The sequence below is a fragment of the Caulobacter sp. ALps2 genome (assembly GCF_058681635.1).
In genome coordinates this window covers 3,766,308-3,784,521 of the sequence record NZ_CM178743.1, presented here as the reverse complement: position 1 = coordinate 3,784,521, position 18,214 = coordinate 3,766,308, and the positions used below count along the sequence as shown (strand labels likewise).

12 protein-coding genes are annotated in these 18,214 nt (G+C 67.1%); 2 read left to right on the top strand and 10 right to left on the bottom strand.

What is annotated here, in order from left to right; genetic code table 11:
* Nucleotides 1–4 precede the first annotated feature (4 nt).
* Entirely contained in the window at nucleotides 5–2,203 is a 2,199-nt protein-coding gene (gene paoC / locus ACW173_RS17990) for an aldehyde oxidoreductase molybdenum-binding subunit PaoC (RefSeq protein WP_492081457.1), read from the top strand.
* Here paoC and ACW173_RS17985 read toward each other — a convergent pair.
* The 8 genes from ACW173_RS17985 to ACW173_RS17950 all read right to left on the bottom strand — a co-directional run bounded on the left by ACW173_RS17985 (nucleotide 2,200) and on the right by ACW173_RS17950 (nucleotide 13,176).
* Nucleotides 2,200–2,712, bottom strand: coding sequence for a winged helix-turn-helix transcriptional regulator (locus ACW173_RS17985; protein ID WP_492081456.1), 513 nt, complete (start codon nucleotides 2,710–2,712; stop codon nucleotides 2,200–2,202). The two genes, paoC and ACW173_RS17985, sit on opposite strands and share 4 nt — an antisense overlap.
* 9 nt (nucleotides 2,713–2,721) lie before the next feature.
* Nucleotides 2,722–4,278 carry a serine hydrolase gene (locus tag ACW173_RS17980; RefSeq protein ID WP_492081455.1) on the bottom strand — a complete coding sequence of 519 codons (1,557 nt, stop codon included), beginning with the start codon at nucleotides 4,276–4,278 and terminating at the stop codon, nucleotides 2,722–2,724.
* Nucleotides 4,275–5,396, bottom strand: a complete 1,122-nt coding sequence (locus tag ACW173_RS17975; protein ID WP_492081454.1) for a YkvI family membrane protein — start codon at nucleotides 5,394–5,396, stop codon at nucleotides 4,275–4,277. Before ACW173_RS17975 ends, ACW173_RS17980 begins: the two co-directional genes overlap by 4 nt.
* Complete coding sequence (locus ACW173_RS17970) at nucleotides 5,393–6,448, bottom strand: N-acetyltransferase DgcN family protein (RefSeq protein WP_492081453.1); 1,056 nt, start codon at nucleotides 6,446–6,448, stop codon at nucleotides 5,393–5,395. Before ACW173_RS17970 ends, ACW173_RS17975 begins: the two co-directional genes overlap by 4 nt.
* Nucleotides 6,449–6,452: 4 nt before the next feature.
* Nucleotides 6,453–8,693, bottom strand: coding sequence for a TonB-dependent receptor (locus tag ACW173_RS17965; protein WP_492081452.1), 2,241 nt, complete (start codon nucleotides 8,691–8,693; stop codon nucleotides 6,453–6,455).
* Nucleotides 8,694–8,867: 174 nt separating this feature from the next.
* Nucleotides 8,868–10,145: a peptide MFS transporter gene (locus tag ACW173_RS17960; RefSeq protein WP_492081451.1), complete on the bottom strand. Its 1,278-nt coding sequence runs from the start codon at nucleotides 10,143–10,145 to the stop codon at nucleotides 8,868–8,870.
* On the bottom strand, nucleotides 10,142–11,155 hold the full coding sequence (locus tag ACW173_RS17955; protein WP_492081450.1) for a dipeptide epimerase: 1,014 nt from the start codon (nucleotides 11,153–11,155) through the stop codon (nucleotides 10,142–10,144). The genes ACW173_RS17960 and ACW173_RS17955 overlap by 4 nt, the downstream gene beginning before the upstream one ends.
* Complete coding sequence (locus ACW173_RS17950) at nucleotides 11,155–13,176, bottom strand: serine hydrolase domain-containing protein (protein ID WP_492081449.1); 2,022 nt, start codon at nucleotides 13,174–13,176, stop codon at nucleotides 11,155–11,157. The genes ACW173_RS17955 and ACW173_RS17950 overlap by 1 nt, the downstream gene beginning before the upstream one ends.
* Nucleotides 13,177–13,312: 136 nt before the next feature.
* On the opposite strand from ACW173_RS17950, the gene ACW173_RS17945 reads away from it, so the two are divergent.
* On the top strand, nucleotides 13,313–13,951 hold the full coding sequence (locus ACW173_RS17945; protein ID WP_492081448.1) for a helix-turn-helix domain-containing protein: 639 nt from the start codon (nucleotides 13,313–13,315) through the stop codon (nucleotides 13,949–13,951).
* Here ACW173_RS17945 and ACW173_RS17940 read toward each other — a convergent pair.
* Both ACW173_RS17940 and ACW173_RS17935 read right to left on the bottom strand, forming a co-directional pair.
* Complete coding sequence (locus ACW173_RS17940; RefSeq protein WP_492081447.1) at nucleotides 13,899–14,999, bottom strand: LacI family DNA-binding transcriptional regulator; 1,101 nt, start codon at nucleotides 14,997–14,999, stop codon at nucleotides 13,899–13,901. The two genes, ACW173_RS17945 and ACW173_RS17940, sit on opposite strands and share 53 nt — an antisense overlap.
* A gap of 126 nt (nucleotides 15,000–15,125) precedes the next feature.
* The gene (locus ACW173_RS17935) at nucleotides 15,126–18,101 is read right to left on the bottom strand and encodes a TonB-dependent receptor plug domain-containing protein (RefSeq protein ID WP_492081446.1); all 2,976 of its coding nucleotides are present in this window, start codon (nucleotides 18,099–18,101) and stop codon (nucleotides 15,126–15,128) included.
* Nucleotides 18,102–18,214 lie beyond the last annotated feature (113 nt).

The window sequence follows — 18,214 nt, the reverse complement described above, 5'->3', positions numbered from 1 at the left end:
AGCCATGAAGTTCGACACCCCCGCCACGACCAACCCGATCGACCAGTTGAAGGTCATCGGCAAGCCCACCGACCGCATCGACGGCCCGCTGAAGACGACCGGCGCCGCGCCCTACGCCTATGAGCGGCACGACGCCCTGGACAACGTCGCCTACGGCTACATCCTGGGTTCGGCGATCGCCAAGGGCCGTATCAGGGCCATGGATGTCAGCCGCGCCAAGGCCGCTCCGGGCGTGGTGACCGTGGTCACGGCCCAGACCGCGGGCAAGCTGACCAAGGGCGACTTCAACACCGCCAACCTCCTGGGCGGGCCTGAGATCCAGCACTACCATCAGGCCGTTGCCGTGGTCGTCGCCGAGACCTTCGAACAGGCCCGCGCCGCCGCCGCCCTGATCAAGGTCGACTACGAGCGCACCAAGGGAGCCTTCGACCTGGCCTCAGCCAAGGACGGCGCGCCGCCAGCCGGCAAGGACAATCCCGACACCACGGTCGGCGACTTCGACAAGGCCTTCGCCGACGCACCGGTCAAGCTGGACGAGACCTACACAACACCCGACCAAGCCCACGCCATGATGGAGCCGCACGCGACCATCGCGGCCTGGAAGGGCGACAAGCTTACGGTCTGGACCGCCAACCAGATGGTCGCCTGGGGCCGGGGCGACGTGGCCAAGACCCTGGGCATCCCCAAGGATAATGTCCGCCTGGTCTCACCCTATATCGGCGGCGGTTTCGGCGGAAAGCTGTTCGTCCGCGCCGACGCGATCATGGCGGCGCTGGGGGCCAAGGCGGCTGGCCGGCCAGTCAAGATCGCCCTGCCCCGCCCCTTGATGTTCAACAACACCACACACCGTCCAGCCACGATCCAGCGCATCCGCCTGGGCGCGACCCAGGACGGCAAGATCACCGCCATCGGTCACGAGAGCTGGTCCGGCGACCTGCCTGGCGGCGGCCCCGAGACCGCTACCCAGCAGACCCGCCTGCTCTATGCCGGCGCCAACCGCATGATGAAGATGAAGCTGGCGACGCTGGACCTTCCCGAGGGCAACGCCATGCGCGCGCCTGGCGAGGCGCCGGGCCTGATGGCGCTGGAGATCGCGATCGACGAGTTGGCCGAGAAGCTGGGCATGGATCCCATCGAGCTGCGCGTCATCAACGACACCCAGGTCGATCCGGAAAAGCCTGGCCGTCCGTTCTCTCAACGCCAGTTGGTCGAATGCCTGCGCACCGGCGCCGACAAGTTCGGCTGGAGCAAGCGCGGCGCCCGCCCCGGCCACGTCCGTGATGGCCGCTGGCTGATCGGCCAGGGCGTGGCGGCGGCGTTCCGCAACAATCTCGTCATGAAGTCCGCCGCCCGCGTACGGCTTGAGAACACCGGCCAGATCGTGGTCGAGACCGACATGACCGACATCGGCACCGGCAGCTACACGATCATCGCCCAAACGGCCGCTGAGATGATGGGTGTGCCGCTGCACCAAGTGACGGTGAAGCTGGGCGACTCTACCTTCCCGGTTTCTGCCGGTTCTGGCGGCCAGTGGGGCGGCAACAGTTCGACGGCGGGCGTCTACGCCGCCTGTGTGAAACTGCGAGAGGCCGTGGCGACCAAGCTTGGCCTTGATCCCACGCTTGCTGAATTCGCGGATGGCCGCGTGAAGGTCGGCAACCAGAGCCTGCCGCTGGTTCAGGCCGCGGCCGATGCGCCGGTGATGGCCGAGGACGCCATGGAATACGGCGACCTGGCCAAGACCCATCAGCAGTCGACCTTCGGCGGCCACTTCGTGGAGGTCGCCGTCGACTCCGCCACCTGCGAGATCCGTATCCGCCGCATGCTGGCGGTCTGCGCCGCCGGCCGGATCCTCAATCCCAAGGCCGCTCGCAGCCAAGTGATCGGGGCCATGACCATGGGCGCCGGCGCGGCGCTGATGGAAGAGTTGGTCGTCGACAAGCGGATCGGCTTCTTCGTCAACCACGACCTGGCCGGTTACGAGGTGCCGGTCCACGCCGACATCCCGCACCAAGAGGTGATCTTCCTTGACGAAACCGACCCGATGTCTTCGCCGATGAAGGCGAAGGGCGTCGGCGAGCTGGGCATCTGCGGGGTCGGCGCGGCGGTGGCCAACGCCATCTACAACGCCACCGGCGTACGGGTGCGCGAGTATCCGATCACGCTGGACAAGCTGCTGAAGGACATGCCGGTTCTGGCTTAGTCGCCCAGCAAAGCGCGGGCGTAGTGCTGGCGGTCGATGATCGGTCGGAAGAAGCTCAGGGCGCCATCGATGACGGCCGGTTCGTTCAGCAATGCCCTGAACCACAGGTTCGCCTCGACCACGCCACGATGCAGGGACGTGACCCGGTAGCTGTGCTTGCCGGTGACAGCCGCGGCGGCCGAGACGGTGGGATCATTGCGCAGGCGAGCCTCGAACTGCTCCAGGTCCCGGACCTCCAGCAACCGCGTGCGCAGGTCGGCGATGCAGTGGCAGACATCGTCGGGCAGCCGCACCCGGTCGACCAACTTAAGCAGGCCGCTCTGCTTGAAGCGGGCGATGATCCGATGAGCCGTGGTCTGGGAGACGTCGAACATCTGGGCCAGCTCGACGACCGTCGGCAGCGGCTTGCCTTCCAGTCGCGCCAGAATCTCGAGGTCCGCCTCCAGGCCGACGCGCGGCGCCGGCGTCTGGCGTGAGAGGTGCGGCGGTCCGGGTCTGATCTGGTTCACGGGCGCCGCCTAGTCGCCGCGTTTCGGCGTGAACAGCAGGTCGTGATAGTCCCAGCTGAAATCGGCGATCGGCGAGACCGCCTTCATGGTCACCCGCTCGACACCGCCGTCGGCATCGAGGCCAAAGGTGACGTAGGCGGGCTCGAGCGTCTTATCGTCGAAACGGGTGACGAAGGTGTCGTACTGCCAGTGCTCCAGCTTGCCGGCCATGCGGGGCGTCGACTTGAAGTCGATCCGCAGGCCGTCCGAGCCTTGGGTGACCGCGATGTCGCCGTACCAAGGATCAACGTAGGTTCCCGCGTACTTGGCCTTCGGCAGCGAAGGTCCGACGCTAGCCGGCTTGGCCTGGACGCCGCCCAGCGCCTTCAGCGCCCCGCCGACCAGCTGCTTCTTGTAGGCGATGTAGCGCTCGGTCCACGGCTCGGGTTTGAGGCCCAGATAGTGGTCCAGCAGCTCGTACATCAGGCCGCGCGGCAGCTCGCCGTCCTCGCTGTTCAGCTCGATCGAGAAGCCGACATTCCGGTCCGGGATCAGCACGACCACGGTCTTGAAGCCGAACACCGCGCCGCCATGCCAGACGATCTGGGTCCCGCGATAGTCCTGGATCTCCCAGCCGAGCGCATAGGCCTGGAAGGTCGGCTTGGTGACCTCCATCCCGGGCGGGGCCTTGTCCAGCGGCTGGATCACCGTCGGCTGCCACATGGCCTTGCTTTGCGCCTCGCTGAACAGGCGCTTGCCGTCGGGCAAGGCGCCGTGGGCCAGCTGCAGCTTCAGCCACTTGGCCATGTCGTTGGCGCTAACGGCCATGCCGCCAGCCGGCGCGGCGCTGGTGGCCAGCTCGTCGCGCTCGTCCAGCACCTCCTGGTCGCCCGCGCCGCGCAGGCCGCCATTCATGCGGGCGTGCGGCTGGGCGCGGTTGGCGATCTGGAAACGACGTCCGTCGGTGGTCGAGTTCGTCATGCCGGCCGCGGCGAAGACGTGCTCGCGGACATAGTCCTCCCAGGTCTGGCCCGTTACCGCTTCAATGAGCTGGCCGGCCACCATGTAGAGGATGTTGTCGTAGGCGTAGCCGCTGCGGAAGCTGGTGGCGGGCTTGAGGTAACGCAGGCGGCGCACCGCTTCCGCGCGGGTGATGTTGCTGCGCGGCACGAACAGCAGGTCGCCCTGCCCCAGGCCCAGGCCGCTGCGGTGGACCAGCAGGTCGCGCACGGTCAGCTCGCGCGTCACCCACGGGTCGTACATCTGGAAGCCCGGCAGGCGGTCGGTGACCTTGTCGTCCCAGGACAGCTTGCCAGCATCGACCAGGGTGGCCAGGGCCGCCACGGTCATCGCCTTGCCGGTCGAGCCCGTCATGAACAGGGTGTCGGCGTCGACCTTCTCAGGGCTGCCTAACTTGCGGACGCCATAACCCTTTGCCAGCACGGTCTGGCCTTCGTCGACGATGGCGATCGACAGGCCCGGCGCACCGACCTTCTGGCGCAGCGCCTCGACATGGGCGTCGAAGTTCTTGGGCGGCTGGACGACAGGGCCGGCAGCGAGCGCGGCGGCCAGGACGAGGCTGATCATGAGACCTCCGGTTGGAAGGCGGGACGGCGAACGAGACGAAGCAGGCTCACGGTCGCCAGCGGCGCGACGTAGAGCGCGATCAGGGCATAGGCCAGCAGGCGATAGCCACCGCCGATCAGGGCGACCAGCCCGACCCGCTCGGCCAGTCCCATGCAGAAGACGAGCAGGGCCAGGGTGCAAAGGGCGCGAGCACGTACGCCGAACGCGCGGCCCATCCGCGCCTTGAAGGCGCCTGCGACGCGCTCGTTGATGGCGTGCACCGCGCCCGTGCCGCTCTCCAGCAAGGCCGCGAAGACCATCACCTGAAACAGCAGGCGGAAGACCGGCAGGTTCAGCTTGGCCAGCAGCACGTCTGACGGCAGGGCCGCCCCGCCCACTTCGGGCGCATAGGCGCACATGCAGACGAACAAGACGAAGGCCGGAATCATGGCCAGCGGCCCAGCGATGAGGCCGGCCTTCACCGCATCGCGATCGCTGAGCAGGTGGCGGGTCACCGGCAGGATGATCACTGCTCCGATGATGTTGTAGCCGGCATAGGTGGCGCCGCCGACGAAGGCCTCCGCGCCGATCTGGACCGGGACTGAGAAAGCGGTGGCGATGTCGTGGCCGAAGGTTCCCAAGGCCAGCACCAGGAAGAGGCCATAGACGCCGTAGAGCAGGATCGAGACCCAGGCGAACAGCTGCTCGACCAGCTTGTTGCCGAAGCTCGCAAAGACCGTCACCCCCGCCAGCAGGGCCAGCATCCCGGCCCACCGAGGCGCGGCGAACACGGCATGGCCGATCTCGCCCGCCGCCGCGCCGAATACGGCCAGCACCAGCACGACGAAGAAGGCGTAGGCCAGCTCGAAGGCGATCCAGCCGCGTCCCAGCAGCGCCTGGAAGAAACTCCGATAGTCCCGCGCCCCGTTCGCTCGCGCGAACAGGAAGGTCAGGACACACATGCCGCTCCAGATCAGCGTCGCCAGCGTCAGGCCGGCCAGGCCGCCCCACGGACCGGCGGGTAGGAAGAACTCCGCGATCTCGCGGCCCGTGGCATAGCCGCCGCCAATGACGGCGGCCTTGAAAGCCAGGCCCGGCAGCAGCCAGCGGCTGAACCAGCCTGAGGCCCGCCCGCTCATGCGAGGCAGGCGTCGAGCAGGCGCTCGAATGCCGGCCCGCCCCGGAGCGGGTCGGCGACCGGCAGGCCCAGGCGCTGAGCGACCGCCTCGATCTCGGCCTGGGCCGCCTCGGGCGACAACTTTCCGGTGTTAAGGCTGACGCCGGCGCAGCGGATGTCCGGACTGGTGACCCGCCCCAGGGCGATGGTCGCCGAGATCACCGCCTCGACCGACGGCAGGGCATGGCTGGCATGGCCCAGGATCTCGGTGCGCCCCGGCTCGTGGCAGACCACGAAGACGCCCGGTTGGCTGCCTTGCAGCAGGCCCAGCGACACCGCGCCATAGGCCGGATGCAGCAGCGAGCCCTGTCCCTCGATGACGTCGATATGGCTGAGCGGCGCGGCGGGGCTCAGCATTTCGGCGGCCCCGGCGATAAAGTCGGACACCACGGCGTCGATCGGCATGCCGGAGCCCGCGATCATGATCCCGGTCTGGCCGGTGGCCCGGAAGTCGACGTCCAGCCCCCGGCCCTTCAGCCCCCGCGTGATGGCCAGGGCCGCGTACTTCTTGCCCAGGGCGCAGTCGGTGCCGACGGTCAGGATCCGGCGACCCGAGCGTGGCTTGCCCGAGCCGACGGGGATACCGGGCGGCGGCGTGCGCACGTCGATCAGCCGGCGCCCGGTCCGCTCGGCGGAGGCCTTCAGCTCGGGAATGTCGCCCAGCCGGGCGTGCATGCCCGAGATGATATCGAGCCCAGCTTCCAACGCCTCGACCAGGCCGGCTACCCAGGCCGGCGGAATGACCCCGCCGGCGTTGGCGACCCCAATCACCAAGCCGCGCGCGCCCTCGGCCACCGCTTGCGCGGGGGCCAGGGCCGGCAGACCAGTACTGACCCGGCCGCCGGGCAGGACGAACTCGCCGACACAGCGTTCGCCGACCCAGTCGCGCAGCCCGAACGCCGTCTTGGCGTAGCCGGGCTCGACGGTGTCGCCGAGGAACAGGAGGTAGGGCGACGGCAGGCCGCCGACCTCCTCGGTTGCCTCGTCACGCGGAACTCTGGCGATAGCGCTCATGGGATCAGAAGCCGGCCGTCAGGCTGACGCCGATCGTGCGGGGACGGATCACGCCCGTGCCCATCGCCCCGCCTGGATAGACCGGCAGGCCGCTGGAGGTGACCGCCGAGCTGGAGACCTTGCCGTCGGCGTCGGTCACGTTCTTGACGTAGGCTTCCAGATCAACCGTGCCGAAGCTGACGCCCGCCCGCAGGTCGACCACCTCGTAGGACGGGACCTCGCGCTGCTCGCCATGGGCGGTGCGATAGGTCGCATCGAACGTACCGCTCTGCTTGCCCATGACCCGCAGCGAGGCGCCGACATAGGCTTCCTTGTCGCCGATCGACCAGCTGTAGTCGCCGTTGAAGCCCAGGCTGAGCTTGGGCGTGAACGGCAGTCGATCGCCCTTCTTGCCGCCAACCAGGGCGCTGGTGTCGCCTGACAACTTGGCGTCCGTATAGGCGCCGTTGGCCGACAGGGTCAGGCCATTGGCCAGGCGTGCGGTGGCGTTGAACTCCACGCCATCGCTTTTGGCGTCGGCGCCGTTGGCGTTGATGCCGAAGTTGTTGACCACGGTCAGCAGCTGGATGCCCTTCCAGTCGATGTGAAAGGCGGCGATGTCCAGGCTGAAGCGGCGGTCCGCGCTCTCGCCCTTGAAGCCGGCCTCGTAGCTGGTGACAGTGTCTGGGGCGAAGCTGGACGGCGTGCCGGCCGGGGCGCTGGGTGGGATCACGTTCGGGCCGCCAGGGCGATAACCCTTGGCGACACGGGCGTAGATCGAGCGGTGGTCATCGATCTTGAACTTCGGGGCCAGCGAATAGGTGAAGACGTTGTCCGAGGAGGTCAGATTGCTCGCGATCGGCGTCCCGCCGGCGAGCACGCCCTTGGCCGCTTGGCTGGCCGTCTGCTTGTTGTGGCTGTAGCGGCCGCCGACATCGACGTCGATCCGCTCGCCGAAGTGCAGGGTCGCATTGGCGAAGCCGGCATATTCCTTGTAGCGCGAGCTGAGATCCAGGTCGGCTAGCAGCGGCAGCGTGGTCAGCTGGGTCAGGGTACCCGGCGCGACAGCGATATACTCCTGGTGGATCAAGCCCTTCTCGTCGGTGAAGTAACCGCCGACCATCCAGTCGAACTTGGCGCCCTCGTTCGAGGCCAGGCGGACTTCCTGGGTATATTTCCGGTTGTTGGTGTTCTGTGCCAGATAAAGTTCGTTCGGCGCGCCGAACACGCTCTGGATCAGGCCGCTGAGATTGAACGAGGCGTCGTCGCGCTTGGTCTGGTTCAGCTTGGTGTAGCTGCTGGACGAAGTCAGCGTCGCGAAGCCCAGGTCGTAGTTGAACACCCCGTTATAGACGCGGTAGTCGACGTCCGAGAACGCTGGCACGAACTGCGACAGGGTCGGGCCACCGTGTAGGGTCTTCAGGGTGTTGGGATCGCTCTCGACCACGGTCGGGGCGTCGGCCTTGATGTCCTGCAACACGGTCGTCAGGCGCAGATCGAACTTGTCGTTCGGCTTGAACAGCAGCGAGGCGCGGCCGCCATAGACCTTGGCGTCGTTGATGTCTTTCTCGACGTCCGAGCCGGAGGTGCCGATCGAGTCGATGAAGCCGCCGTCCTTGCGGTAGAAGCCCGAGGCGCGGACCGCGACGGTGGGGCTGAGCGGGATGTTGACCACGGCCGTGCCGCGATAAGACAGGGCGCCCCCCTTGGTGTCCTCTACCGCGACGCGGCCGCGGGCGCTGTAGGCGTCGAAGTCGGGCGTATTGGTCACGAACTTCAGCAGGCCGCCCATCGAGCTGGCGCCGTACAGCGTACCCTGCGGGCCGCGCAGCACCTCGATGCGGGCGACATCGAAGGTGTCGAAATCGCCGGCCAGCACCGCGCCGTTCACCAGCGCGCTGCTCGAGCCGAACGGCGTCTCGTCCATGTAGACGGCCACGGTCGAGGCGACGCCGCCGGTGTTGACGCCGCGCATGACCAGGCGGCCCTGCCCCGGGGTGCTCTGGACCAATTGCAGACCCGGCACCAGCTTCAGGTAGTCACTGAAGTTGGTGGCTTGATGGGTTTCCAGGTCGTCACCCGACACCACCGAGATCGCCTGCGGAATGTCGATCAGCGTCTGCTCGCGTTTTTGCGCGGTGACGACAATTTCCTCGACGGTCGAGATGCTCGGCCTGGGGCCTTCGTCAGCCGCGAAGGCGCCGGAGTGGATCAGCAGCGCGCCGACGGCGCTGGAGATCAACAGGGTCGTACGCTTGAGCTTCATTCTAGTCCCCTCGTTGTTGCCTGCGCCGGACGGCCCCCAGGGCGCTTTGGCCCTTCTTCCGCCGGTGCTCGAGGTCGCTCGGGTTTCCCGTTTCGACCTCATCCCATTACGCAAATTTAATCCTATTTAGGACACTGTTATCCCAATCAGAGAATTGTCAACGGCAATCGCGCGTCAGGCGGACGGTCCGCCCGCTTCCACGCGACGCGCCCAAGGATCGATCAGACGCAGGAGGATCGCGGCGACCACGGCCAGTCCCGCGAGCAGCGCGAAATAGGCCGTGTGAGACATCCGGCTCCACAGCGTCCCGACCAGGCCGGCGCTGAGGCTGCCTGCGAAGATGGTCAGGTACCAGGCCGCCACGGTGGTCGCGCCGAACCCGGGCGGCGCCAAGCGCGCGAACAGGCCCAGCCCCGTCGGCAGGATGAACAACTCGCCGAAAGTGTAGACCCCGAAGAACGCCACCAACCACAGCCAGTGCGCCTTGCCGCCGCTGAAGGCGTCGACCGCGCACAGCATCAGATAGGCCCCGGCCACGATCAGCGCCCCTGTCGCCATGCGCTGGGCTGGCGAGGTGTCGCGCCCCGTGTCGGCCCGCTTCTTCCAGCCGGCCAGCAGCATCGGCGTCATGGCCATGACCAACAGCGGGTTCAGTGACTGGAACCAGGTCATCGGCACGGTCCAGGAACCCAGCGCCCGATCGACGCCCGCGTCGGCCCACAGGGCCACGGTGTTGCCGGCCTGCTCATAGGCGCCGCGGAACACGGTGACCGACAAGGCCACGGCCGCCAGGACCAGCACGGTCGGCAGGCCCATCCGGCCCCGCGCGGCTGTGGGCGCGGCGGCGACCCTGCCCTGCTCGGCCGGCAGATATCGCTGGCCCCACAGATAGATCAGCAGCCCCGCCATCATGCCCAGGCCCGCCACCGCGAAACCGACGTGCCAGCCGAACACCTCGCCCAGCGTCCCGCACAGCAGTGGCGCGAGAAAGCCGCCGATATTGATGCCCAGATAATAGACGTTGTAGGCCCAGCCGCGCCGGGGGTCGCCCTCGGCATAGAGGTCGTTGATCTGGCTGGGCAGGGTCGGCAGGAACAGGCCATTGCCCAGGGCGATCGTGGCCAGGGCGACATAGAGCAGGTTCTCGAAGCCCATCATGAAATGGCCGGCGGCCATGACGCTGGCGCCGATGATGATGGCCCGCCGCTTGCCCAGCAGTCGGTCGGCGATCACCCCGCCCACGATCGGCGTGAAATAGGCGCAGGCCGTATAGGTCCCGTAGATCAGGGACGCCGTCCCCTGGGCGACCAGCAACTGCTTGGTCATGTAGTAGACCAGCAGCGCGCGCATGCCGAAGTAGGAGAACTGCTCCCACATGTTCGTCAGGAACAGGACGGTCAGGCCGCGCGGCTGACCGAACCACGGCGACGGCTCGAGGGCCTTGTCGCTCATGCGGCCGCCGCCGAGGCCGGAGCGCCCCACACGCCCTCACCCGCCCAGACCGTGCCGTCCTTGTAGACGGCGCCGGGTGGTCGATCCTTGGCCAGGAAGGTCGGACCGTCCAGGTCGACGAGATCGCAGATCTGGCCCAGCACGAAGCCTGGCCCGGTAGCGAGACTCGTGCCGACCATGGTGCCAACCATGACGCCCAGACCCAGCCGCCGCGCCTTGGCGGCCATCAGCAGGCCCTCGGTCAGGCCGCCGCACTTGTCGAGCTTGATGTTGATGACCTGGAAGCGGCCCACCGCCGCCGCCACGTCGGCCAGGCTGACGGCGCTCTCGTCGGCGGCGATCGGGATCGGGCTGTCGAAGCCCTCCAGCTCGTGCTCATGGCCCCGCGCCAGGGGCTGCTCCAGCAGCGACACCCGCTGCTCGACCAGGGTCTCGACCAGGGCGTCCAAGTCCGCGCGGACAAAGCCCTGGTTGCCGTCGACGCCCAGCCAGGCGTCCGGTCGCGCGGCGCGAATGGCCCGCACCCGCTCTTGGTCGAGACCCAAGTCGCCGGTCAGCTTGATCTTTATCGACCGGGCCTGGCCATAGTCGATCGCGCCCTTGGCCATCGCCTCCGGCGTATCGGCGCCGAGCGTAAAGGTGGTGCGCAGCGGCTGAGGGGCGTCCAGCCCCGCCAGCCGCCACACGGGTTGCCCCGTCAGCGCCGCCTCCAGCTCCCACAGGGCGCAGTCGACGGCGTTGCGGGCTCCGCCAGGCGGCAGGATAAACCTTAGCGCCTCGCGGGTCGGCCAGGCCTCGATCGCCTCGCGGACCGCCTCGATCTGGGCCCGCATGCTGTCCACCGTCTCCTTCAGGAAGAAGACCCCGGACGCTTCGCCGCGTCCCTTCCCGCGCCCGTAAGACAGGGTCACGACGATGATGTCGGACGTGTCGAAGACGTGGCCGGCGATCCGGAACGGCTGGGCCAGCCGCAGCGTCTCGCTGGCGATGTCCAGGGTCAGCCGGGCCATCAGTAGCTCACCGACATGGCCAGCAGGTGGAAGGTGAAGGCGATGTAGAACAGCACCAGCGTCGCCAGCAGAAGCAGCGCGCTCCACAGCTTGCGCGCCCACCCGCGGCCGTCGGTCCAGGTCAGCCACGCGTTCCAGCCGGCGGTGACGATGGCCAGCGGCAGCAGCACCCAGCCCAGCCCCTGCAGGAGCAGCATCAGCCAGTCCAACGCGCCGGCCAGGGCCGCGGCGCTGGACGTCAGCATGGACATGCCCACGGCCCAGCCGACCAGCAGCGCCACCAGCAGGCCAGCGCCGGCGCGGGAAGCGCGCGAGGCCGTCAGGGCCTTGCCCGAAATGTCGGCCTTGGTCTTGTAGCGGCGACGCACCAGGGCGACGACCGGCCAGTAGAGGAAGGTCAGGATCAGAATGCCGATGCTGGCCATCAGCGCCGGCAGCACCCACGCCATGTCCTTGCCGGCCGGGGGGCGGTCGAAGACCATGAACGGCGAACCGAAGTCCCAGCTCCAGCGGACGGGTTCGCCATCGACGACCTGGGCGGCCAGGCGATCGTGACCACCGACCTCACGCCAGACGTAAGGGGCGATCTCGACCCACTCCTTCGGGCGGCCGTTGGGACCCAGCACGCTGGGGACGATCAGCTCGCCCTTGGGACCGGCCACGATCTTGGCCTGGCCCATCGCGTAGAACAGCGACAGGAAGCTGCTGTCGGCCCGACGGCTGGCCCACCAGCCACCGGCCATGGCCTTGGCGTGTTCGGCCGAGGTCTTGGCGTCGACCTTGCCGTCCGCCGCGCCGCCATAGGGCAGGTAGCGGTCCGAGAAGTCGCGGAAGATGGCCGTGCGCAGCGTTCCCGCCGCGCCCTGACGGCCGCCGCTGTTCAGCGACAGATACAGGCCCACGCCATCGTTCATGTAGAGGTGCAGCGACGAGTGGAACCCCTCGGTGTCGCCCAGGTGGCCGATCACGGTCTTGCCGTTGATCGAGGTCTCGAAGAAACCCAGCTCCATGCGGTCCAGCGGCTTAATCAGCGACTTGGGGTCGACCTTGTCCAGTGGGCTGTCGTGCATGGTCTTGGCGGTCGCCGCCGACAGGATGCGTGCGCCGTCCAGCTCGCCGCCCTGCAGGTGGGCGATCATGAAGCGGCCCATGTCCGCGCCCGTCGACGAGGCCGAGCCGGCCGGGGCCGGACCGACGATCTCGAAACCCTTCGAGGGCTTGCCGGGCTTGGAATAGCCGACGGAGTCCGTGCCATCCAGGTTCGCGGGCAGCGGTTGCCGGAACGTGGTGTTGGCCATCTTCAGCGGGCCCATGACGTGGCGGTCGAGATAGTCGTTGAACTTCTCGCCCGACACGCGCTCGACGATGTACGCCGCCAGGGCCGTGCCATAGTTCGAATAGGCCGGCGTCGTGCCCGCGTCGAAGATGCGGTGCGGCAGGTGCTTCTTGAGATAGTCGCCCAGGACCGGCTCGGGCTGGTCGTAGAAGATCAGCGCCTTGGCCACTTCCTCGAAGCCGGCCGTGTGCGTCATCAGCTGACGTGTGGTGATCGGCTTGCCCTTGTAGGCCGGGATCTTGAAGTCGAGGTACTTGTTGACGTCGGCGTCGAGGTCGATCTTGCCGACCTCGACCTGCTGCATCACGGCCGTCCAGGTGAACAGCTTCGAAATCGAACCCGGACGGAACAGGGTCTTGTTCGGATCGACAAGCATACGCTTGTCGCGATCCGCATAGCCGAAGCCGCGCGTCGTCAGGATCTGGCCGTCCTTGACCACGGTAACGACCGCCCCGGGAATGTCGCCCACACGCAGGGCGTAGGGCATGTAGCCGTCCAGCCAGAGGTCGACATCCGCCTTGGTGAGCACTGGCGTCGCCGATGGAATCGCCGGGGCCGCTGGCAACGACGCCGTGGCCTTGGCGACCGGCGGCGTCGCCGTCTCCTGCCGCGTCTGAGCCTGAGCGGAGCCTAGCCCCGCCAGCACCGCGGCCACAACGACCGCTACTCTTCTGATCGACCGCATTCTCTCGGCTCCCCTCGCCTGACGGCAGGATTGCTCCCGCTCGGCTCAGCCGATAGATTGGGAGACAACAATCCTGATCAGGACAATTGCTATCCTGATTGGAAAATTCGTCAACTGCCATGAGGAGTCGCGGCGCGTGCCTGCCAATGCCCACACGCTAGGAACCCTGCTGCGTGGACTGAGAGATCGTGAGGGCTGGACGCTCAAGCAGATGAGCGAGAAGAGCGGCATCCCCGTCTCGACACTTTCCAAGGTCGAGCACGACCGCCTGACCCTGACCTACGACAAGCTGCAGCAGCTCTCGCAGCGGCTGGGCATGCGGATGTCGGAGCTGTTCGCGGAAGAAGATTCAAGCCCGCCCCAGGCGGTCACCGCCCGGCGCAGCCTGGGCGACGTCGACCGCGCCGTGCGCGTCGAGACCCCGAATTACGACTACTACTACCTGCACACCGAACTGCGCGGGAAACGTATGATCCCGGTGATCACCAAGATCCGCGCCAAGAGCGCCGAGCAATTCGGCGATCTCGTCAGCCACGCGGGCGAGGAATACATCTTCGTCCTGAAAGGCAGGATCGTCGTCACCACCGAATTCTATGATCCGGTGGTGCTGGAGGAAGGCCAGTCAATCTATATCGACTCCAGCATGGGCCACGCCTATCTGGCCGCCGAGGGCTGTGACGAGGCCGAGGTGCTGGGCGTGATGTCCAGCGAGGACGACGAGCTTATGAAGGCTCTGCTGGACATCCACGAGGACCAGAAACAGGCGCGCCGCTGAAGTCGCGCGGCGGAGCCGTGGAGTCCCGCGCGATCAGCGCATGATCCAGAACGTGATCGGCGAAGATCTCGCCAGTCTCATCCGTCGATCTCAGAGCGCGGATCAGCCGATCCAGGGCGATCGCGGCCATTTGCCTGACCGGTTGGCGGATGGTTGTCAGCGGGGGCCATAGCGTGGTGGCCACGGTCGTGTCATCGAACCCGACCACGGTCAGGTCGCGCGGCACGTCCAGATGCCGACGGTGCGCAACCGACACGGCCGCGGCCGCCATGTCGTCGTTGCTGGCGAAGATCGCGGTCGGCGGCCGTTCTGCGTCGAGCAGTTGCTCGGCGGCGCGAAGGCCCGAGTCGTAGGTGAAGGCGCCCGAGGCCACGATGAGTTCAGCCTCCTCCACCTTGGCGATGGCCGCGCGCGCGCCTTCCAAACGCACGGCGCTGGCGGTCTGGTCCGGATTGCCGGCGATGAAGCCGATCCGTCTGTGGCCGAGATCCAGCAGGTGCTGGGCCATGGCCTGGCTGGCCTGGCGGTCGTCGATGCGCACATTGATCGCGTCGGTCGGCGGCAGACCGGCGGCGACCACGGCGACCGGTAGATGGGCGGCGCGCAGGATGTCGCGCGCCAAGGCCGACTCGCCCAACGGCGGAGCCAGGACCACGCCGTGCACACCGGCGGCGACCAGTCTCTGAAGTTCCTCCAGCGTCGGGGTCTGGCCGTTTTCGCCACGCACCAGGATCAGGCGGGCGCCCGCGCTGGTGGCCTCCTCGAACACCCCTACGAGAAAGTCACTCATGAAAGCCGAGCTGGGATTTGAATAGACCACCCCGATCCGCAGCTCGCCGGACATGACGAGGTTGCGGGCCGCCAGGTTGGGCTCGAAGCTCAGCTCGCGGATCGCGGCCAGCACCGCCAGCCGTGTCTCTTCCCGAACCTTGGCGCCCTCGTTGATGACCCGCGACACCGTCATGCGCGAGACCCCTGCCCGGTCGGCGACGTCGGCCATGGTGGCGCCCCGAGCGCGACGGGGCTTTCTGGTCGTGGGCGCTGTCATGTCGAATTGAGTCTCCCGCGCGGGACCGAGCCATAGCGCAAAGAAAGACGCCCGGGCCACTGGCGGTGATGCCGTGGGCCCGGGCGAGGCCGCCCAGGGGGAGGTGGAAGGCGGGCGGCCCGGGACTTAGAAGCTGTAACGGAGACCGAGGTGGTAGAACCGGCCCAGCAGGTCATAGAGCGCCGGGTTGGCGTCCAGGCCCGTATTGGTCTGGGGCGACGGCGTCGGATCGCGGTTCAGCAGGTTGTCGACCTTGCCATAGAGCTGCAGGCCATTGCCGAACTTGTAAGAGGCGCTGATGTCGACATAGGTCGCGCCGCTCATGTGGTTGTAATCGATGGTCGGATTGCTGCCGGTCGAGACGGGGCAGCTGCCAACCTTGCACTCGATGTAGTCGGTGGTCGTGCCGCCGAACCTGCCATCGCTGAACCAGCGCTCCTGAACGCTGAAGGCGAAGCGGTCGGTGTCCCAGGACTGGATAGCCAGGAACTTCCAGTCGGGCGTGGCGCCGGAGTTCTGGCCGGCCGAGTCGACGGCGACCGCGCCAGGAATGCCCGGGTTGGTGACGAACTTGTGGGTGTTGGTGGCTAGGCCACGGACCGTGAAGCGGCCGGGCACGCTGGGCAGTTCGAACCGATAGCTGCTCTCGATGTCGAAGCCGCTGGTCTTGATCGAAGCCAGGTTGAACGTCTGAGAGTTGATGAAGGCGTTCGGCGGATTGAGATTGAAAGCGCCGCAGAACTGGGTGAGGCCGCTATAGCAGAAGTTGACGATCTGCTGAGCGCCCAGGCTGGAGATACCGCCGTTGAGGACGATATTGTACCAGTCGACCGAAACGCTGAAGCCCGGCAGCCATTGCGGGTTCGAAAGCACCGCGCCGATAGTGACGTTCTTGGCGATTTCCGGCTTCAGGTTCGGGTTCCCCACCACGTTCTGAAACGCCGTCACCGCGCCGCCGGAGGGCTGGCCAGCTGGCGGCGTGCCGTTCGAGGGGACGGTGAAGTTCGGCAGCGTGGTCGTCACCGGCGCGGCGAACAGTTCCGACAGGTTGGGCGCGCGGACGTCACGCGAGGTGACGGCCCGCAGGCGGATGCCGTCGATCGGCGTGTCCCAGGTGGCCCCGACCTTCCAGGTATAGACGGTGCCCGAGGTGCTGTAGTCGGTCCAGCGGCCAGCCATGTTGAGGTTGGCCCGGCCCGCCGCATCCGAGTTCACCAACGGGATGTTCACTTCGGCATAGGCTTCCTTCACCGAGTAGCTGCCACGGCCGGAGTGGTAGTTGCCCGCGAACCAGTTGGAGCCCGACGCGACGAGGACCGGATCGGCCGGATAGTCGGCCGTGTTGGGCGAGTCCGTATTGCCGTCGCCGTAGGGGTCGCCTTTGACGTAGTACTGCTCCTTGCGCCACTCGCCGCCGAACGCCAGCGACACCGGACCAGCCCATGACGAGAAGGGCTCGCCGCTGAAGTTGATGCTGGCGACGTCCTGCTTCTGCACCGAGTGCTGGTACGGGCCGTTCTTGGGCGTGATGTAGGCCAGGGCCGCTTCGCTGGGCGGCTTGCCGCCGAAGATGTTGAACGGCACGCAGCCGTTGGCGCGGGCGACCGGGTCGGCGCAGACGATCTGTCCGCCCACCGTGGTGGCCTGGATGGCCGCGCGATAACGCGGCATCAGCAGGATGTCGTTGACGTGGATGTTCGTCGTGTTCTGGCCGTGGGTGTAATAGGCGTCGTAGTGCCAGTCCTTGCCCAGGGCGTTGAACTTGCCGTTGGCGCCGATCACGCCGCGATACTGGGTCCGGGTCGGATGGACCGAGATGTTCCTCGGCAGCAGGGCGTTGCTGGTGCCGAAGTTGAACGTCGTGATGCCATTGGCCGCGCAGGCGGCCACGATCGAGGCCGGCAGGAACGGGTTCGAGCACGACATCGTCAGGTTGGTGGTGGCGCCGCCCGGGTTGGGCTGGTTGCTGCTTTCCACACGGGCGACGTTCAGGGTCGCGTAGATCTCGTTGTTGTCATCCAAGTCGTAGCCGATGCGTCCGTAGGTTCCCATCCGCTTGATCCGGGACTGCAGCGAGGTGCCGATGCCGACATTGCCCGACAGGTCGCCGCCGACGCAGAAGCCGCCGTTCGAGTAGCAGCCGCTGACCGTGCCGGCGGCGTTCTTGGCGGGGACGCCGCCACCGCCGTACTGGAACTGGAATGGATTGCCGGCTTGGTCGAAGGCGGTGCCTTGCAGCGGGCCGTTACTGATCAGGCCGTACTTGGTGTATTGATAAGCTTGGGCATGCTCGCGATAGAGATATTGCGGAGAGCCGTCGTTGGTGACGCCGCGATTGACCAGGGTGGCGGTCGTGTACCAGTCGCGGCTGCCCGGCGCGTCCTCGCCGAAGCCGCCCGCCGGGACGCCCTCCTCCCAGTCATATTCGCCGCTGACCTGCACGTGCAGACGGTCGTTCAGGAAGTTCTTGCCGGCCGCGACCTGGGCCAGCCACTGGTGGTTATCGCCATAGGTCGTGACGCCCGTCAGGACGTTGGCCTTGAAGCCCTCGAACTTCTTGTTGGTGATGAAGTTGACCACGCCGCCAACGGCGTCGGAGCCGTAGGACGCCGAGGCGCCGCCGGTCACCACGTCGACGCGCTCGACCAGCAACTGCGGGAACAGGCTGATGTCGGGAACGCCCGTGACATTGGCCGGCACCACGCGCTGGCCGTCCAGGAGGGTCAGGGTGCGGATCGTACCCAGGCCGCGCAGCGAGAACGAGCTGAGGCCCTGCTGGCCGCTCGAGGTGCTGAACGTGCCCGTGGTCGCGCCGCTCGAACCCTGCAGCGATGGCAGCTGGGTGATGGCGGTGAAGATGTTGGGCTGAGCCGCGCGCTCCAGATCGGCCTGGCCCAGCATCTGGGTCGGCGTCGGGGCGGTGAAGCCCTCTGACCGGATCCGCGTGCCCGTGACGACGATCTCGGTCACGGTGCTATCGTCCGAAGCCGGGGTGGCTTGCGCGTAGGCCGCGCCCCCTGCGAAAATTGTCGCGAATGCGCTCGTCGCGAGCAGAGCGCTCAAAAAGGACGATCCCCCTCGCGTGCTACCGACAGCACTCATCCTGCATCCCTCCCAGTTTTTCATTGGACCATCTGATTGGCCTGCTGGGAATTTGTCAGACGATGGGACCGCTAACTATACGACCATGGTCGTATGCCTTTTGGGGACTGATC

Coding starts and splice junctions, on each gene's coding strand:
- paoC (WP_492081457.1), top strand. CDS start 5: ATGAAGTTCGACACCCCCGCCACGACCAACCCGATCGACCAGTTGAAG.
- ACW173_RS17980 (WP_492081455.1), bottom strand. CDS start 4,278: ATGATCAGCCTCGTCCTGGCCGCCGCGCTCGCTGCCGGCCCTGTCGTC.
- ACW173_RS17975 (WP_492081454.1), bottom strand. CDS start 5,396: ATGAGCGGGCGGGCCTCAGGCTGGTTCAGCCGCTGGCTGCTGCCGGGC.
- ACW173_RS17970 (WP_492081453.1), bottom strand. CDS start 6,448: ATGAGCGCTATCGCCAGAGTTCCGCGTGACGAGGCAACCGAGGAGGTC.
- ACW173_RS17965 (WP_492081452.1), bottom strand. CDS start 8,693: ATGAAGCTCAAGCGTACGACCCTGTTGATCTCCAGCGCCGTCGGCGCG.
- ACW173_RS17960 (WP_492081451.1), bottom strand. CDS start 10,145: ATGAGCGACAAGGCCCTCGAGCCGTCGCCGTGGTTCGGTCAGCCGCGC.
- ACW173_RS17955 (WP_492081450.1), bottom strand. CDS start 11,155: ATGGCCCGGCTGACCCTGGACATCGCCAGCGAGACGCTGCGGCTGGCC.
- ACW173_RS17950 (WP_492081449.1), bottom strand. CDS start 13,176: ATGCGGTCGATCAGAAGAGTAGCGGTCGTTGTGGCCGCGGTGCTGGCG.
- ACW173_RS17940 (WP_492081447.1), bottom strand. CDS start 14,999: ATGACAGCGCCCACGACCAGAAAGCCCCGTCGCGCTCGGGGCGCCACC.
- ACW173_RS17935 (WP_492081446.1), bottom strand. CDS start 18,101: ATGAGTGCTGTCGGTAGCACGCGAGGGGGATCGTCCTTTTTGAGCGCT.